Origin of the sequence: Natronorubrum sulfidifaciens JCM 14089 (assembly GCF_000337735.1) — an archaeon.
Lineage (GTDB): Archaea > Halobacteriota > Halobacteria > Halobacteriales > Natrialbaceae > Natronorubrum > Natronorubrum sulfidifaciens.
This window is the reverse complement of record NZ_AOHX01000025.1, coordinates 21,791-37,357: the sequence shown is the minus strand read 5'-3', so window position 1 is coordinate 37,357 and position 15,567 is coordinate 21,791. Positions and strand designations below refer to the sequence as shown.

Annotated in this window: 16 protein-coding genes, 1 tRNA gene and 3 pseudogenes; 10 read left to right on the top strand and 10 right to left on the bottom strand. The window is 57.4% G+C overall.

The features are described from left to right. Positions 1–492: a type IV pilin gene (locus C495_RS01355; protein ID WP_008159301.1), complete on the top strand. Its 492-nt coding sequence runs from the start codon at positions 1–3 to the stop codon at positions 490–492. A gap of 10 nt (positions 493–502) precedes the next feature. On the opposite strand, the gene C495_RS01350 is transcribed toward C495_RS01355, so the two are convergent. Then, positions 503–685 carry a hypothetical protein gene (locus C495_RS01350; RefSeq protein WP_008159299.1) on the bottom strand — a complete coding sequence of 61 codons (183 nt, stop codon included), beginning with the start codon at positions 683–685 and terminating at the stop codon, positions 503–505. A 110-nt stretch (positions 686–795) separates the two neighbouring features. Between C495_RS01350 and C495_RS01345 the strand changes: the two genes are divergently transcribed. From C495_RS01345 to C495_RS01335, 3 genes are all read left to right on the top strand, one after another. Beyond that, positions 796–1,131: a hypothetical protein gene (locus C495_RS01345; protein ID WP_049890088.1), complete on the top strand. Its 336-nt coding sequence runs from the start codon at positions 796–798 to the stop codon at positions 1,129–1,131. Between the two features lie 113 nt (positions 1,132–1,244). Next, positions 1,245–1,424, top strand: coding sequence for a hypothetical protein (locus tag C495_RS01340; RefSeq protein ID WP_241430570.1), 180 nt, complete (start codon positions 1,245–1,247; stop codon positions 1,422–1,424). Between the two features lie 79 nt (positions 1,425–1,503). Further along, positions 1,504–1,887 carry a hypothetical protein gene (locus C495_RS01335; RefSeq protein ID WP_049890086.1) on the top strand — a complete coding sequence of 128 codons (384 nt, stop codon included), beginning with the start codon at positions 1,504–1,506 and terminating at the stop codon, positions 1,885–1,887. Here the strand turns inward: C495_RS01335 and C495_RS01330 are convergent. From C495_RS01330 to C495_RS01300, 7 genes and pseudogenes are all read right to left on the bottom strand, one after another. Next, positions 1,884–2,138, bottom strand: coding sequence for a DUF7692 domain-containing protein (locus C495_RS01330; protein ID WP_049890112.1), 255 nt, complete (start codon positions 2,136–2,138; stop codon positions 1,884–1,886). The genes C495_RS01335 and C495_RS01330 overlap by 4 nt on opposite strands. A 104-nt stretch (positions 2,139–2,242) precedes the next feature. Further along, a pseudogene (locus C495_RS17135) lies at positions 2,243–2,515 on the bottom strand (hypothetical protein); the annotation flags it as partial. Between the two features lie 402 nt (positions 2,516–2,917). Continuing rightward, positions 2,918–3,154 carry a DUF7563 family protein gene (locus C495_RS18300; protein WP_008159287.1) on the bottom strand — a complete coding sequence of 79 codons (237 nt, stop codon included), beginning with the start codon at positions 3,152–3,154 and terminating at the stop codon, positions 2,918–2,920. Between the two features lie 169 nt (positions 3,155–3,323). After that, a tRNA-Pro gene (locus C495_RS01315) sits at positions 3,324–3,394 on the bottom strand. Between the two features lie 168 nt (positions 3,395–3,562). Further along, the gene (locus C495_RS01310) at positions 3,563–4,483 is read right to left on the bottom strand and encodes an RNA-guided pseudouridylation complex pseudouridine synthase subunit Cbf5 (RefSeq protein WP_008159285.1); all 921 of its coding nucleotides are present in this window, start codon (positions 4,481–4,483) and stop codon (positions 3,563–3,565) included. Positions 4,484–4,487: 4 nt separating this feature from the next. Beyond that, positions 4,488–5,063: a (d)CMP kinase gene (cmk, locus tag C495_RS01305; RefSeq protein ID WP_008159284.1), complete on the bottom strand. Its 576-nt coding sequence runs from the start codon at positions 5,061–5,063 to the stop codon at positions 4,488–4,490. Positions 5,064–5,205: 142 nt separating this feature from the next. Further along, entirely contained in the window at positions 5,206–6,159 is a 954-nt protein-coding gene (locus C495_RS01300) for a DUF106 domain-containing protein (RefSeq protein ID WP_008159282.1), read from the bottom strand. Between the two features lie 365 nt (positions 6,160–6,524). Between C495_RS01300 and C495_RS18585 the strand changes: the two are divergent. From C495_RS18585 to C495_RS01285, 3 genes and pseudogenes are all read left to right on the top strand, one after another. Next, a pseudogene (locus tag C495_RS18585) lies at positions 6,525–6,875 on the top strand (IS4 family transposase); the annotation flags it as partial. 19 nt (positions 6,876–6,894) lie between these two features. Next, positions 6,895–7,959: pseudogene (locus tag C495_RS01290) on the top strand (IS4 family transposase); the annotation flags it as partial. Between the two features lie 334 nt (positions 7,960–8,293). Further along, a complete protein-coding gene (locus C495_RS01285; RefSeq protein WP_008159276.1) occupies positions 8,294–9,802 on the top strand; it encodes a DUF7289 family protein in 1,509 nt (502 codons plus the stop codon). Positions 9,803–9,807: 5 nt separating this feature from the next. On the opposite strand, the gene C495_RS01280 is transcribed toward C495_RS01285, so the two are convergent. After that, positions 9,808–10,443, bottom strand: a complete 636-nt coding sequence (locus C495_RS01280; protein WP_008159274.1) for an adenylate kinase — start codon at positions 10,441–10,443, stop codon at positions 9,808–9,810. 97 nt (positions 10,444–10,540) lie between these two features. Between C495_RS01280 and C495_RS01275 the strand changes: the two genes are divergently transcribed. Further along, positions 10,541–10,957 carry a hypothetical protein gene (locus tag C495_RS01275; protein ID WP_008159273.1) on the top strand — a complete coding sequence of 139 codons (417 nt, stop codon included), beginning with the start codon at positions 10,541–10,543 and terminating at the stop codon, positions 10,955–10,957. A 243-nt stretch (positions 10,958–11,200) separates the two neighbouring features. Here C495_RS01275 and C495_RS01270 read toward each other — a convergent pair whose 3' ends face one another. Then, a complete protein-coding gene (locus tag C495_RS01270) occupies positions 11,201–11,491 on the bottom strand; it encodes an amphi-Trp domain-containing protein (RefSeq protein WP_008159271.1) in 291 nt (96 codons plus the stop codon). 449 nt (positions 11,492–11,940) lie between these two features. On the opposite strand from C495_RS01270, the gene coxB reads away from it, so the two are divergent. Further along, on the top strand, positions 11,941–12,951 hold the full coding sequence (coxB, locus tag C495_RS01265) for a cytochrome c oxidase subunit II (RefSeq protein WP_008159270.1): 1,011 nt from the start codon (positions 11,941–11,943) through the stop codon (positions 12,949–12,951). After that, on the top strand, positions 12,951–15,431 hold the full coding sequence (locus C495_RS01260; protein ID WP_008159268.1) for a cbb3-type cytochrome c oxidase subunit I: 2,481 nt from the start codon (positions 12,951–12,953) through the stop codon (positions 15,429–15,431). Before coxB ends, C495_RS01260 begins: the two co-directional genes overlap by 1 nt. Positions 15,432–15,567 lie beyond the last annotated feature (136 nt).

Here is a 15,567-nt window from a genome sequence, read left to right as displayed (position 1 = left end):
ATGGATTTGAAACAAATTAGACCAAAACTTATTGGTGACGAAACTGAGCGGACAGTGTCACCCGTTATTGGCGTGATCCTCATGGTCGCGATAACGGTCATTCTCGCGGCCGTGATTGCGGCGTTCGTGCTAGATATTGGCGACCTGGACGATAGTGCACCCCAGGCACAGTACGATTGGGAAACTTCCAACGACGGTGAAAATGTTAGTATCTCCCATACGAGTGGAGACGATATTGACCTGAGTGTTCTTACTGCCACAGTCGACACTGAAAATGGTACCGCAACTGGTGACTTAGGTAGTGGCGACTTCACCGCAGGAGACACCATTGAATTTGGAACAGAAGCTGATGAAATACAAGTAACCGATTCGGTTGATGAAACTTTATCTGACGATGGTACCGATATTGAACCCAATGGCGAGATTGAAGAGGTTACCATCACCTGGGAATCCGATGGTACTTCGACAATTCTGGCCAACTACGAGCCGTAACTAACCACCGTTATTTATAACTTTCCAGCAACTCGAGCGACCATTCTCCCTCTCCTTCATGCCGAATATGAACGTGATGTTCGCCCTCGAGCCGCCCATTCTCATCTAACAGGCCCTCGAGACGAACATCGTCTTTCGGGAGCGTGATGCCGACCGAATCCTGATCCAGCTGGCGGAGTTTGTTCAGTGCCATAGCAGGCGGGCAATCCCCCATCTCATAAAAGTTGGTGACTGACGGGAAACCCAAGGTGTTCCCGAGGTTTTCCTGACGGTTTTGTCAGCGCGGGGAAACCGGCTGGTCGTCTGGTAGTACGCCTCCCGCAGAAGCACGTCCCTGACTCGGTTCGTCAGGAAGACGGTATCGACTTGACAGACAGTATTCTCGCCCCGCTGTTCGTGCTGGCGTCGTTCTCAATCGGTGCGGTCGGCACGCTTCAGTTCAGCGCGCCACTCGAAGTTGTCGTGGGCTCGCTCTACTCGGCCCACGGGACGGACAGCACCGACGCGTTCATCCTCTCGATCTCGATCCTGTTGATCGGCTGGTTGACCAACGAAAGCACGCCCGAAGACTGGACCGACGTGGAGACCGTCGTCGTGCTCCTGGCGGTGCTGTTGAACGTGCTCGGGGGTGGGTCGTGATGTCGGCCGACGACAGCCCACAGCCCACGGCCCACGAATTCGAGCTGCCGGACAACGCGATGATGGCGAGGAAATAATAAAGGCGCGCGACGAGCGCGTAGGATGTGACCGGCATGGCTGTCGCCCTCCGCTATCTGATCGGCGTTGCTCGGTTCACCGTTGTCGATGTCGCCCACGAACTACGGATGGATTACGAGCGCGGTGTCTTCTCGAGACAAACCCTCGCGGTCATCGGCGGCTCGACACGGTCGCGATCACGTCGATCGCGACGACCGCATACGGACTGGGAGTGAGCGCGCTGTTCTTCGCGGCGTTCTTCACGTGGTCGAGTGCTCGAGCCGACCAGCGCTGGCGAGACGAACGGAGGGCACCGTGAACCGATCGAAGCGAGCCAACCACTTCGGAACAATCTGCGAAAAGCGGATGGCGCGGAAGCGTCGGTTCGCTCTCGAGCGCGCCAGCTGGCATGACGCTCGATTCCAGAACGGCACGCCAGTCGAGATCAAATCAACGATGCTCGAGCACGCCGACGGCCAGCCGGGCAATTTCAAAGTCTACCGCGCCTACCACGAGAAGCTACGGCGGGCGGACGGCTGGTACTGTTTCGTGGTCTACCGTCCCCACGGCCGCAGCGGGTTGACGGTCGTCAAGGACAAGATGGTTCGTGCGGCCGATCTCCCGCTGCTCCGATGGCACGGCGGTGGGGATCACCGCGGGACCCAACAGGCGAAGATCGCGATCGGCGATATTTTCTAATCGGTGTCGACGACGATCTCCGACTCGACCTCGAAAGTCATCGCTCTCGTCGAGAGCGTTTCGGCGATCTCCCGGCGTTGCTTGAGCGTGAGATCATCGCGCTCGAGGACCTGCTGAATCGCGCGGACAAAGTGGGGGACGTCATCGCAGGCACTGACCACGGCCTTTGTCCTGTTGCAGTCGTAGACGTCAGCTGCTCGTTCGATTGCGTCTCGTCGATACGCGTAGTCGCCGTCGGTTCTGATTCGAATGCTCGTCCACACGACCCCCGAAATCCTCGTTTTTTCGGCTCACTCAACGGCTCATATCGGCCCAAGTGGGGGTGATCTGTCGGCCCATCGTCGATGAGTCCCGACTTGAGCAGCCCGGTCAGCACGGCGACCGGAGTCCACCACGTTGCGCCACGGCAAGGATGACACACGTGCTTGAACGACGTGAGATCACTCGCCTCGAGCGTGGTTGGATCGACGTGTGGCTCCTAATCCAGTTTCTCGAGGCTCGCACGTTTGATTCGAACGCGCCCACAGCCCACGCACTTCGCGTCAACGGGAATGCCGAAGTGACCGGTTGCTGGACTCTCGAGTTCTGTCTCGATATTGCGACCATCGCGGTCGCTGTCGACACTCATCGCGCACCACCGGGCTTGTGATTAGTGTCTGCTTCTCCCGATCGATCGAGAAGCGGTCCTAACCAGTTGGGTACTACAGCAAAGCCATTAGCAGACCGCAGGCACTCTATGAGTGGCATAGAAGATGCCAACCGAATCATCGCCATCTGTACCGACTGCTGTACGCCGTACGCTACTCGCCGGTAGCCGGATGGAGTAATCCGATTGATCGGAACGGGGTCCGACTGTCCCTGTGGAGGGACCGAGTTCCGATCGTTTAGCTGATCGGAACTCTCCTCAGCCCGACTCTTTTGCTGCTCGAGCGCACGACGAACGTCGCCGTCCGTCGCGTGGTGGGCCGGATGGGCGATGGGCGTCTGATTCCCGACATCGTACAGCTGACTTGCGGGAACGAACGAACCCTCACGCATTGGCCTCACCTCCGTGGCGGCCGGGTGACGTCTCCGGATCTGGAATCCTAACGTCCACGCCAGCAGCGGAGCCGCGGCTCAGTCTCGCGTAGGTATCGCACTCAGAACAGCGGTGAACGCGATCGTCGTCACCGAACACGCGGCTGAACCGATCAGAAACGTGGGCACCACAGTGACGACAGCTCGAGTCAGCGGTCGACGACTGGAGCGAGATCGTCACGCCGACCACCCCTGCAAAACCTGTTGATCAGGTTGAATTATACCGAAAGCGAGAATTGGATTTTCGGCAGGCTCAGGGGGTTGAGGCCCCAGGAGTTGAACATCTAGATAATATTGAGTGGGACTGCCGAGGTACCGCTTCGCGGCACCTCGTGCTCCCAATTTTGCGACGCAAAATATGGGACCGCCGAGAATTGAACTCGGGTCCTACGGACCCCATCCGCAGAGGATACCACTACCCCACGGTCCCGTATCTCATCCGACGGCTGTCTGCTGTTTAAGCGTGTCGTTTCACAACGAGTGCGTGACGGCGTCGCGTATCGAACGCGGCTCCGTTGTTCGATTCATACGGATTGCTGTCCCGGTGTCTCACCGATCGCCAGCATGACTCGGCGGTCAGTGACTCCAGTAAACCGTCTCAGACGAGGACGCGCTCGAGTGAGACCACAGTCCCCTGATCGGCCTCTGGATCGCCGACCAGCGTCCCGAGACAGACGGCAGCCCCGTTGGGCGTATAACAGGCGAGCAGGTCGCCAGTGGCAACGTCGTCGTCGGTCTCGAGAACGCCCGGTGCGTACACTGGGGCCCCGTTTGCGACCTCGCGGGCGGCGTTCTCGGCGATCGTCACGCTCGGGATGTCCTCGAGGATTCGCTCTGCTGGATCGACGACCTCGTAGAGTAGCTCGGGGTCGTCGTCCTCGAGCCAGAACGCAAGCGCATCGAGGAACTCGGAGGCGCTATGGAGATCGGTGTCATCGAACGGCGTGGTCGCCGTCCGACGGAGATGACCCATATGGCCGCCAGTGCCGAGTGCGAGCCCCAGGTCGTGGCAGAGTTTGCGGACATAGGTGCCACTCTCACACCGAATCCGCAGCAGGATCTGTCGGTCGTCAGTCTCGAGGACCTCGAGATCGTACATCTCACGCACGCGCAGGCGACGCGAGACCGCACTCTTTCGCGGCGGCTTCTGGTAAATCGGCCCTTCGAACTCGGCGATGACGGACTCGGCATCGGCCGGAACCGGTGCGTGACACTCGAGGACCGCGACGTACTCTTTGGGACCCTCAAGGAAGACCTGTGCGAGCCGGGTCGCCTCGCCGAGCATTACGGGGAGACAGCCGGTGACCTTCGGATCGAGCGTGCCTGCGTGGGCTGCCTGATCGATCGAGGCGTCAGCGCCGCGTTCGGAGAGCGTCTCGACAACGGCGTCTCGAAGCCAGCCACTGACCTGATGTGAGGACGGGCCGGGTGGCTTATCGAGGTTGACGACACCGAAGGTAAGCAGGTCGGCTGGCGTCCGTTCGTCGGGTGGGCCACGGAGACGAGAGTGAGGTGCCATCGGCTTAGAACTCGTAGTCGATCGGAACGGTCGCCTGTCCTTCGTCACCGTCGGCTTCGTACTCTCCGACGGCCGTCACGAGCATATCGAGGACGGCATCGGGCTCCCAGCGAGCCGTATTCACCGAGAGATCGTAGATCGTCAGATCCTGAATATCGATCCCGTAGTACTCCTGATAGCGCTTTGCCTCGCTGGCCTCACGGGCCTGTGTCTCCTCGGTCGCTCGTTTGGGGTCTTTTCCTTCGCGCTCGGCGATTCGCTCACCACGAACCCGTGGCGGTGAATCGAGCCAGAAGCGGAAATCCGCCTGCTCGCCGGCCAGCCAACCGGCCAGCCGGGACTCGAGGACGAGATCGTCTCGTTCGACGGCGATACGCCGAAGCCGTCGGTCGAGATCGCGGTCGATCTGGTCGTTTTCCTCGGCCAGTTTGTTGAACTCGAGCGGCGTATAGCCGCGTTCATCGGCCAGTTCTCGAAAGATGTCACCGCCGCTGATGTGATCGAGATCAAATGCGTCGGCGAGCAACTCCGCAGTGGTGCTCTTCCCGCTGCCCGGCGGGCCTGAGACGGTGAGTAACATATTCGAACTGCGCGGCGGCCGGTAAAATGGGTTTTGAATCGGTCGACAGAGAGGCGGGTTCGAACGAACCGAGTTGCAGTCGAACACACCCATCCGAACCGACCGCCGGACGGATGTCTTCTTCCTCGAGAGTGACGCGAACTCAGGCCGTCGACGGCGTCATGTCGATGTTCAGTGCCTTTCGCAGCAGTTGCGTAAAGCCCATCGAGCAGAGGAAATACCAGAGGATCCAGGCCGGCATCGGGCCGAGCAGTCCTGAACTCCAGTTCGTCTCGCCGACGATTGGCATGATGATCGTCGCTTCACCACTTCCGACGCCAACCCCGTGGATCTTCCAGTACATCCAGAGGAACAACGGAATGGTAAACAGCATGATCCAGACCATCGGTCGGAACTGTTCTTTGAACATCCCGAGGTTCTCCGCCATGGCCTCCATCTGCTCTTCGCGAACTTCGTCGAGTTCCTCGTCGAGGCGCTCGAGTTCGGCCTCGCTGGCGCCGCGTTCCTCGGCTTCTTCCTTGCGCTTGCGGGCGTCTTTCTGTTTCTCCTGCATCGCTTTCATCCGCTCTTGATACTTCCCCATGATTTCGGGGTTCATCAGGTTTGCCTGCAGCAGCGTCGAGTACAGTCCGGTCAGCAATGCCACGGAGAGAATAACGGCATAAAACGGCAGCGCGGCATCGAGCGGCCCCAGAAACATATCGAGCGCACCGCCCACCGTATCCCGGACGGACTCGATCCAGTAGCCAAACATCAACAGGAGTGCACCCACACCTGCCAGTTTGTCCCACTGTGACCACTGGGATTCCTCGGCATCGATATCGACATCGGTGTCGAAGCTCCCACCGTCGCCGTCACCGTCGAGAGCCTCGTCGTAGGCCTCACGATCGGCGATTTCGAATCCCTCATCGCCGTCGACCAGTACGCCCTTTTCGATCAGTCGACCCCATTGTCCACTCGACAGGTCGTCGTTGACGTCGGCCCACTGGACCTCGCCCCCGTTCTTGTCGGCTTCCTCGCGGATCGCCTCGAGAGCGTCGCCCATCGAGGAATCCTCACGAACGAGGTCGTTGATCTTCTCCGCTGTACGAGTCATCTGCTTGGGGCTAGGGTACGTTCGGTATACAAGTGTTTATCTTCGGTTGTCAGTCGAGAGCCTGTTATCTTCACCTATGGGAAATATGACAATACACGACTGTTTCTGCGGACTCGAGAGGGTGAACGACCCCCAAAACGGGGGCGAAACACGAAACTTTGGGGTCTCGCTGTTCGTAACGTGTTGGATTGACCGACATCCGTTCTAGTTTAGCAGATCGGGGTATCCAGAGACGTCGAGCTAGAATAGTCAGTTACTAGGAATGTGAGAATCCGGTGGAGAGTGNCATCCGTTCTAGTTTAGCAGATCGGGGTATCCAGAGACGTCGAGCTAGAATAGTCAGTTACTAGGAATGTGAGAATCCGGTGGAGAGTGTGTACACACCACCGGATTCAGTAGTTGTGAACCGAATTCAAAGAGCGTTTCCATCTGATGAGTTGCGCGAGCGTGCTCGCGCAACGAATCTCATCCAACGAGAGCGGAAACTCGACATCGTTGCACTGTTTTACACGCTCTCCCTCGGCTTTGCCGCCGGATCTGATCGATCCATCCAGGCGTTTCTCGAACGCTACGTCGAGATGGCTGACTGTGACGAACTCTCGTATGCGACGTTTCACGGCTGGTTCAAACCGGGATTCGTTGCACTTCTTCGAGAGATTCTCGATGATGCAATCGAGAATCTCGATACGGGTCGAACCGAACTCAGCGGACGTCTCGAACGATTTCGAGNTCAAACCGGGATTCGTTGCACTTCTTCGAGAGATTCTCGATGATGCAATCGAGAATCTCGATACGGGTCGAACCGAACTCAGCGGACGTCTCGAACGATTTCGAGACGTCCTCATCGTCGACGCGACAGTCATCTCGCTCTATCAAGACGCCAGAGACGTCTACGCACTCGATGACGACCGAGCCGGGGCGAAACTCCACCTCACCGAATCGCTCTCGACTGGGCTTCCGACGCGATTCCAGACAACCGACGCGAGCACCCACGAACGGAGCCAGCTACCCACCGGAGAGTGGGTAGCTGGCGCTCTCATTCTGTTCGATCTCGGCTACTACGATTTCTGGCTGTTCGACCGCATTGACGCCAATGACGGCTGGTTCGTCTCTCGCGTCAAAGCGAACGCAGACTTCGAGATCGTTGAAGAACTCCGTACGTGGCGAGGGAACAGCATTCCGCTGGAAGGGCAGTCGCTGCAGGCCGTCCTGGACGACCTGCAGCGACAGGAAATCGACGTACAGATCACGCTCTCATTCGACCGCAAACGAGGGTCGGGCGCCAGCGCGACCCGACCCTTCCGATTAGTTGGCGTTCGTAACGATGACAGCGGTGAGTATCATCTGTACCTGACGAATCTGGACAGAGACGACTACCGCGCGCCCGATATCGCACAGCTCTATCGGGCGCGCTGGGAGATCGAACTGCTGTTCAAAGAACTCAAATCACGGTTCGGTTTGGACGAGATCAACACGACCGACGCCTACATCATCGAGGCACTGATCATCATGGCAGCACTCTCGTTGCTGATGAGCCGGGTTATCGTCGACGAACTCCAGAAACTGGACGCAAACCAGCGAGACTGCGCCGACGACGCCTCGGCGTCGTCGACGCGGCTTCCTCGACGACGATGTTCACACGCTGTCGAACGGCACGCTCATCTGATCCAGTTGTACCTGATGCTGGATCTGGGGTACGAGCTACCGGATCTCGATTCGTTGTTGCTGTGGTCGTCACGAGATCCAAATCCACACCGTCCGAGGTTACGTGAACAGGTGGAGTCAGGCGAGTTCTGGTAACGAACTCGCCTGACGAGACGGGCTGGATCGCCCGGACTGATCAGCGACGGCTCTAGAACGGCGGCGCACTCACGACCGCGAGTGCGCCGCCTTCGACGGGAGACATGACCAAGAACCGGCTGGGTTGCTGGAACAGCAGCTATCTCGGTATGATAGCGGTCAGATCCGACGCAATTTCGGCGTGATCACCGTCTCAGTCAGTCGCTAAGCTAGAACGGATGNGGAACAGCAGCTATCTCGGTATGATAGCGGTCAGATCCGACGCAATTTCGGCGTGATCACCGTCTCAGTCAGTCGCTAAGCTAGAACGGATGGATTGACCGATTATATTATTATGATGACTGTCGAAACAGAATACATGGGCGCACCACGCGGGACCGAAACGACGATGTTGTCGGGGCGGGCGCAATCGACGCTGATCGGGATCGTCCTTCTGATTGGCATGGTTGCGATTGGGAGTCTCGGAATTTTTCTTGTTGCTGGGGATGCTATCAGCGGCGCAGAGCAGCAGTCCGAACAGGAACGGGTCCAACAGACGTTCGTCGAGTTGAGCCATGGAATTTCGACCGCAACCGCCTCTGACGATGTTTCTCACTCGCTAGAGTTGGAAGCAGGAGAACACGGTGCGATCGCACACCATGACTCGGCGACCTACGAGATCTGGTCACAGGATTACTCCGGCGAGAACAGAACGAACATTTCTGATGGGACGATCGGAACGATCGAATACGAGAGCGACGACGGGACGAAAATCGCCTACGAAGGTGGCGGTGTCTTCCACGAGACTGGTGAGCGAACGCGAGTCGTTTCGGCACCAGCGATCAACTACGATAGCCGAACCTCTACACTGTCGTTCCCTGTCGTCACGCTCACTGAAGAGAAGACGCTTCGATCGGGAGATATACAGTTGACTCGAACCGACGTAAAGCCAGAGCCGAGAAATTATGTCGCAAACGATCACGTGTTCGTAGAGGTCAAAAGCGAGTACTGCCTGGGCTGGGAGGAGTACTTCGTGGAGCAGGCCGGTGATCTAACCGTACAGCAGGCCTGCTACGGTGCCGAGAACAACGACGGGAAACTCAAAGTTAGACTTGGATACGACGAAATTAGCAGTGCATTCTCCACAGGTGTCGCAGTACCAAGTGAAGAATATATTGACGAACATCAATCAGGGACCGACCTCGGAGATGTGTCCGAAAAACAGTTTCCTCCACTAGACAGCACGATCCAGCGACTGAATACGGATTTTAAACAGAACGAATCGATTAACGGATTAAATTCGACCACCACTAATTTCTCTGGCGAGTATTATGAAGAAAATCTCACTGAGTCATACGATTTTAATCTCACAGATGGTGATGCAGTCGTTGTTGTCAACGGCAGTGTGACGACCGAGAATGGAGGGATTACTGTGTCTGACTGTGGAGACGGAGAACATAGTCTGAAGATATATGCGCGGGGCGATTTCGAACTTCACGATGATGTGGAACCAACGTGCGATGATAATGATAGTATAGAAACTATCCAACTTTATGGCACATCTACATCTACTGTCGATTTTCACGACTCGAGTAGCACGTTCAAAGGACTCCTCTATGTTGCAAGTGATGAATTCGATCCCGAAGATGATGACTATCAAGTTGATTTCAGCGGCGCTGGTAATGTCGGCTTCGATGGTGCGATCGTTGCCAATTCGATTGCATTCGATTCTGCCTCAAATAGTATAACGCCGGTCGGCCTTGAGAACACAAACGTTGACGTAATTCCTAAAGGATACGAACCAGCACCACAACTCACCTATCTCAATCTCGCCGAGCACAAGATCGACATCAAAGACGACTAACTGATCTACGCCGCGTCTTCGATCGTCGCCTTCACGTCTTCCCAGACGTCGTCCGGAGCCTGTTCACCCTCGACGCGCTCGAGCACACCTTCGTCCTCGTAATACTCGATCACCGGCTCGGTGTTATCACGGAACACGCGAAGTCGTTCCTTGACGGTTTCTTCGGTGTCGTCGTCGCGCTGCTCGAGGCGTTCTTCGACCTCGGGGTCCTCCGGTGGGTTGTACTCGACGTGGTAGATGTCGCCCGTCTCGGGGTCCATCCGTCGGCCGGTCAGTCGGTGGATGAGTTCGTCTTCGCCGACGTCGAGGTAGAGAACGACGTCGAGGTCGGTCATATCCTGCAGTTCCTCGGCCTGCTCTAAGTTTCGTGGGTAGCCGTCGAGCACGAAGCCGTTGGCTTGGTTCAGCGCTTCGTCGACGATGGCGTTGACGACTTCGTCGGGGACGAGTTCGCCCTGGTCCATGTATTCGCGTGGCGTGTCGTACTCCGTGTCCATCTCGGAGATGTCCATGTCCTTGTTCGCTCGGAGTGCATCACCGGTGGTGATGTGGTCGACATCGAACTCGTCGGTGATGTTTGCGCTCTGGGTCCCCTTTCCTGCCCCGGGTGCACCCAGGATCAGAATTCGTGGCTGTGCCATATCCCACCGTTCACCACCCTCCCATAAAGGCTTAAAGAAATGTGTACGTCATCGCTGTCACATAACAGCTTAAAGACGTGAGCGCGTTCACCGTTGTATGACGCGCTTCGACGCAGCTGATCCTGCGGAGCGACAAAAACTGTACGTCGACGCTATCACTGCCCACCGCCACCGCGGAAGCGGGTTTTTGACGCTCGAGGTCGACGAGACAGCGCTCGATGACAGCGACTCCGACGGCCCCGACCCAGCACTTGGCGTGCCGTGGCTCCAGTTCGGCGATGGGCTGATCAATCTCGACTGCACTGACAAGGAACTCGAGACACTCAAATCCGTTCTGGGCGAGTTTCCAGCGTTCAAAATCGACGAGATCCACCGTCCCGACGATGCAGAGGGCGTCAACGTCCAGATCAGCGCGAAAGCAGACCCCAATCGGATCGCCCAGTGTCTCGATACGATCGTACAGCGTGTTTATGATCTCCCGACAGACGTTCGCGTTTGGGTCGTCGAACTGTAGGTGTCGCTAACACTGTCGGTCACAACGATTCGAAGAGTTGGTGCTTGAACCCGGCCGCCGCGTTCGGGGACGATCGTGTGCCACGGCCGACTTCTCGTTAACTGCCGTCCAACGGTATCACCGGCAATGGTCCAGGCAGCGCCGATAGTAGCCACTGAACGTCAGTGCACACGATCGCCCGACGGCTGTGCAATCGGTATAGAAACCGTTTGAGTTGTTACTAGAGTCGACCGATCACAGCACCTACTCGATAGAAAGGTCACCAGCGTCGGAGTCGTCATCGCCTTCTTTCCATTCGAGTTCGAACTCTAGCCCAAGCTCGCCCGGTTTATCGGGTGCGGAACTCGAGGTTTCTCGTTCGGCTTTGATCTCGAACGTCGGTCGTGCTGGCGGGGTCATCGTTACTGATTCTCCGCCAGCCTCGATCGAGATTGGGTCGCCGTTTTCGAGGCTATCTGCGACGGTACGAAGGTAGGTTGCGATGTCGCCGCGTTCCATCCGCTGTTCGAACTTGAAGAGGACTTCTTCTGGCATGCTGTTTCCTTTGGGCTATTGCGTATAGAACCTTCTGCTAAATCGCACTGTGGAGGAAAGCGGATGCCGTGATATTTTTTCTTGGTGCGCGCGAGCACAGTTGGGTAGTAGATGGCGGCAATGTTTCGAACAAACGTGATAGATAGTTGAACACCATCCGAACAAGTTCGCCCTGTGGCGTTTTTTTGACCGAGAAGACGTGTCCGTTCCAATGGAAATCAACGACTGCAGCGATAGAAAAAAGGGCCCTGAGTCCAAGGAGTCGTTGAAAGACTGCGGACTGGTGGTAGCATGGCACTGTGTGGAAGCGAGATGTTGACACACGTATAACCGGGAAGACAGCCCGTCAAATCGTTTCCAAATAGATAAGTGGCCCCAGCAACCATCCTCCGTCATATAAGCGGTCTTCAAAAGAGGTGAATACAATCTACAGCGCACTTACGACCCCGATGCAGGCAGATACGCGCGCAGACGTGTTCGGAGACATCTTCGTGGTGTTCCTCGGACTCGGTACGCTCGTCGGTGTCGTCGTTGTCGCATACACATTGTACAACGCGTACAAATATCGTGACACCGACGAGCCGAAAGACGATTCACTGCCCACACTCGGGGAGTTACCGACAGGTGGAAAGGGCGGAAAAAAATTGTTCCTATCGTTCGGTATCAGCGCCGTTATCGTTATTTCGCTCGTGATCTGGACGTACGGGATGCTCCTGTACGTCGAGGATCCACAGGACGAGTTCGAACAGGATCCGATCGAAGTCGATATCGAAGGTGACGGGTTCGCCTGGCACTTCGAGTACGAAAATGGCGTCGAAGCGACGAACACACTGAACGTCCCTGCTGACCGACCGGTTGCAATCGAGGTGACTGCGGGCGACGTCTGGCACTCGTTCGGGATCGCGGATCTACGCGTGAAAGCGGACGCGATCCCCGGTGAGTACGACGAAACGTGGTTCATGGCCGAAGAACCCGGTGCTCAGCACGAGATTAAGTGCTACGAGCTTTGTGGTGACTTCCACTCGAACATGCTCGGCACCGTTCAGGTCATGGAAGAAGACGAGTTCGATACGTGGCTCGACAGCCAATTGGCGCTCGATATCACTATCGAGACGGAAGACGGTGAAGCGGTTACGAACGTCACTGACGATTTCCAGGTCGAACTCGTCCACCAGAACAACGACGAGTACGATGCTGACCTCGAGTACACTCGCGACGGCAGTGACTTCGAAGACGGCACGGTCTCCATCGATGAAATCGAACAGGGTGGCGAGTACGATCTGACGATCACGTTCGCCGACGACGAGTTCGAGACGATCGAAGACACCATCGAAATCACCAGCCCGGCAAGCGAAACCTACACGATCGGTGACGCCGCCGAAGACGGTGATGACGATGACAACGACGACGAAACTACCGATGAAGAAGACAATGAGAACGACGACGGAGGTGAGAACTGATGAGTGATCTGCCGCCAATGACGTCCATCAAGCGGTGGCTCGTCACGACGAACCACAAGGATGTCGGAATCCTCTATTTGGCGACGTCGATGTTCTTCCTCCTGTTTGGTGGAATCCTTGCGCTTGTGTTCCGAGCCCACCTCTGGGAGGCCGGTGGCACAGGACTTCTGTCCGGTAACCAGTTCAACCAGGCCGTCTCCGCCCACGGGCTACTGATGGTCTTCTGGTTCCTCTCACCGATCGCATCCGGGTTCGCGAACTACTTTATCCCGCTCCAGATCGGTGCAAAGGACCTCGCGTTCCCCCGGCTGAACGCGCTGAGTTACTGGTTCTACCTGTTCTCGGGAATCCTCATCGGACTCTCGTTCTTCCAGGGAGGTGCGTTCTCCGGTGGCTGGACGATGTACGCCCCACTGAACGTGCCAACGTACACGCCCGCACTAGAAGCGACAACCGGCAGTAACGCGACTGTGCTCGCGTTGATGTTGTTCGTCTTCTCGATTACGATTGGGACGGTGAACTTCCTCGTCACCATGCACCGGTCCCGTGCGGAAGGGCTCGGCCTCTGGAACATGCCGATGTTCTCCTGGTCGTGGCTGCTGACGGTCTGGATGATGCTGTTTGCGTTCGCAGCACTGCTCGCCGCATTGCTGTTGCTGTCGATCGACCGGCTCTTCCTGACGCAGTACTTCGCGACTGATCAGGGATCGGGCCTGCTGTGGGGCCACCTGTTCTGGTTCTTCGGCCATCCAGAGGTGTACATCGTCTTCTTCCCCGCGCTGGGGATCATGTTCGAGACGTTCCAGACGTTCACCGGCCGACGACTCGTCGGCCGCAAGTGGGTCATCATCGCGATGGTCCTCGTGGCCGTTCAGTCGTTCCTCGTCTGGATGCACCACATGTTCCTGACGACAATTAACCTCGAGATCAAGACGCTGATGATGGCAACGACCATCGGGATCTCGTTACCGTTCGACCTGATGGTCTTCGCGCTCATCTACACGATGGTCAAGGGACGGGTTCGGTTCACGACGCCGTTCCTGTTCAGCCTCGGCGCGCTCGTGTTGTTCATTCTCGGCGGCATCACCGGGGTCTTCCTCGGCGCGGTCGTGCTTGACTACGAGTTCCGTGGCACCTACTGGGTCGTCGCCCACTTCCACTACGTGATGGTCTCGGGCGTCACGGCGTTGATCGCCGGCCTCTACTACTGGTGGCCGAAGATCACCGGGAAAATGTACTCCGAGACGCTCGGCAAACTCAACTTCGCCGTCTACTTCATCGGGTTCAACATGCTGTACTTCCCGATGTTCCTCGCATGGGAGACGCCACGCCGCGTCTTCACCTACACCGAGGGAACGCAGTTCTATCATCAGGTTGCGACTGTCGGGGCGTTCGTCCTCGGCGCATCGTTCCTGATCATGTTCTATACGTTCGCGAAGAGTTGGGTGTCGGGACCAGAAGCGCCCGACAACCCGTGGGAGTTCTCCCGTACCGCCGAGTGGGCGATTCCGTCGCCCCCGCCGCTGGAGAACTGGACTGACCGGCCAAGCTACGCAAGCGGTCGACTCGAGTTCGTTGACGACTCGAAAGCAGCCACTGACGGTGGCGTTGCGACCGGTCACGAGACGACGACCGCAACCCACGCCCACGACGAAGAACACGCAGACCACGCCAGCATCTGGCCTCTCGGAATCGGTCTCGGGACCTTCGTGTTCTTCCTTGGGCTCTCGGGACTCACGCCGTACATGGTCGAGTTCGCTGAAGGGACCGGAACGGCACCGGATGCGCTCGTCGGCACTGCCGCTGAACCGAGTATCATCTACCCTGTGCTTACGGCACTCGGTGTGGCGATCCTTGGATTCACGCTGTTCAAGTTCGGCGTCGAAGAGTTCAACGTTCCCGAGACGCCGATCGCGGAACGATGGCCGTTCGGCGGAGTCGGCAACACCAAGTTCGGTGTCTGGGTGTTCCTGGCGTCCGACGTCGTCGTCTTCGGCGCTGCCATTGGGGCGTTCGTCTTCATGCGCCTCCACATGGGCTGGGGCAACTGGGAGACGATTCCGTTCGCCTCCTGGCCAGGTCTACTCAACACCTACGTGCTGTTGACCTCGAGTTTCACGGTCATCCTCGCGCTCGTCTTCGCCGAGCGACAGAACAAGCGCGGGCTGCTTGGTGCGATGGGTGCGACGCTCCTGCTCGGATTGGTGTTCATGAGCGTCAAGGCCTATGAGTACTCCTACAAGTTCGCAATTGACGAGTACTGGTGGACCAGTCTCGAGCACTCCATCTACTTCGTCACGACCGGCCTGCACGCACTCCACGTGATCCTCGGGCTGCTCATCGCCGTGTTCATGATTTACCGGATCATCAGCGTCGATGCCTACCTCGAGGACCACCGTCCAGTCGAGTTCTTCGGACTCTACTGGCACTTCGTCGACATCGTGTGGGTCTTCCTGTTCCCACTGTTCTACCTGATGTAGCGGCCACCCGCTACACGGGTTCGATTTTTTGTCTTCTGGTGTCCGTTGCCAGCCACCGAGTGTGAACTGTGGACAGAGCAATTGTCTGTCGGTGGTTCGATGAACTCGAGCGTTCGTCTGGAAGCGAACCGGGCCG